A 1,058-nucleotide genomic window follows, 5' to 3' on the forward strand; every position below is an offset into this window, starting at 1 on the left:
CCTTATCGGCCAGCGTCTCACATGCTCCATACCTGGGTAACAATTCGATAACAAACGAAACAAAAGCGCTTAAGTGTTTGCATCCGTTCGTCATAGAATATCTAATTTATAATCTAAAGATCTCCTAAGAACTTTTTATTCAGATGAAAGCTCGTTTTACGAAATTAGATCAAATCCTTAAACGCTATGAGCATCTTTGGAAGCCGCCTGCTTTTTCTAGTATTGACTCTCGCTTGGATGATTACCCCGAATTGCAAGCCTGGTTACGTTCACTTAGCTCAGATGATATTGATACGCTTCAGCTTTCTGATCAGGACTTACTAGCCTCGGCAGCCAATTATTTCCCCGTGGCGTCTGAACTCCTTTCACTTATTAGCGTTCCAGCTTCAGAGACATCAAAAGCAACAAAGGAAGTAGAACTACCCGCATTTTGGGATACAGGAATTCCTGGCAGAAAAGCAGCGCAGATAAAGTCCTTTATCAAAAGCCAATCTCCACCCACAACGCCGCTTATTGAATGGTGTTGCGGAAAGTTGCATTTAGGTCGATTAATATCAGAGCTATACAAGCAAAAAGTCACCGGTTTAGAGATTGATACGCAGCTAGTCAATCAGGCAAATATCCTTTCCCGCACCAGAAAATTGAGCAATCAAACTGTGGCGCTAGAGTGTGATGTATTGAATGATGACCTGTCTCAGCTGCTTGAAGCTAACCATCACCTAATTGCCTTGCATGCCTGCGGTGGCCTGCATGTACATATGCTAAAGCAAGGTGTAGAAAGTCACTCTAACAGAATGACCTTCTCACCATGCTGCTATCACCGCTTCAATAGCTCTGAAAACTACCAGGCGCTATCACTTGTAGGCCGAACTACCCTACTGAGCCTAAGCAATGAGGATTTGCGTTTAGCGACAAGACAGTGTAATACGGCATCGGCCGCTGAAACCCGAAAGCGCAAACAACTACAAGCTTGGCGACTCGGCTTTGATACGCTCCAAAAAGATATCAGACATACTGATCAATACCTTCCTTGCCCCTCTCTCAGCATTCGTATTCTT

1 protein-coding gene is annotated in these 1,058 nt (G+C 44.0%); it reads left to right on the top strand.

Annotation, left to right across the window (positions count from 1 at the left end):
• Positions 1 to 143: 143 nt before the first annotated feature.
• The coding region (locus tag A3729_RS28855) for a methyltransferase (RefSeq protein ID WP_068634546.1) at positions 144 to 1,058 on the top strand (915 nt) is incomplete at its 3' end.

The sequence above is a fragment of the Oleiphilus sp. HI0043 genome (genome assembly GCF_001634935.1).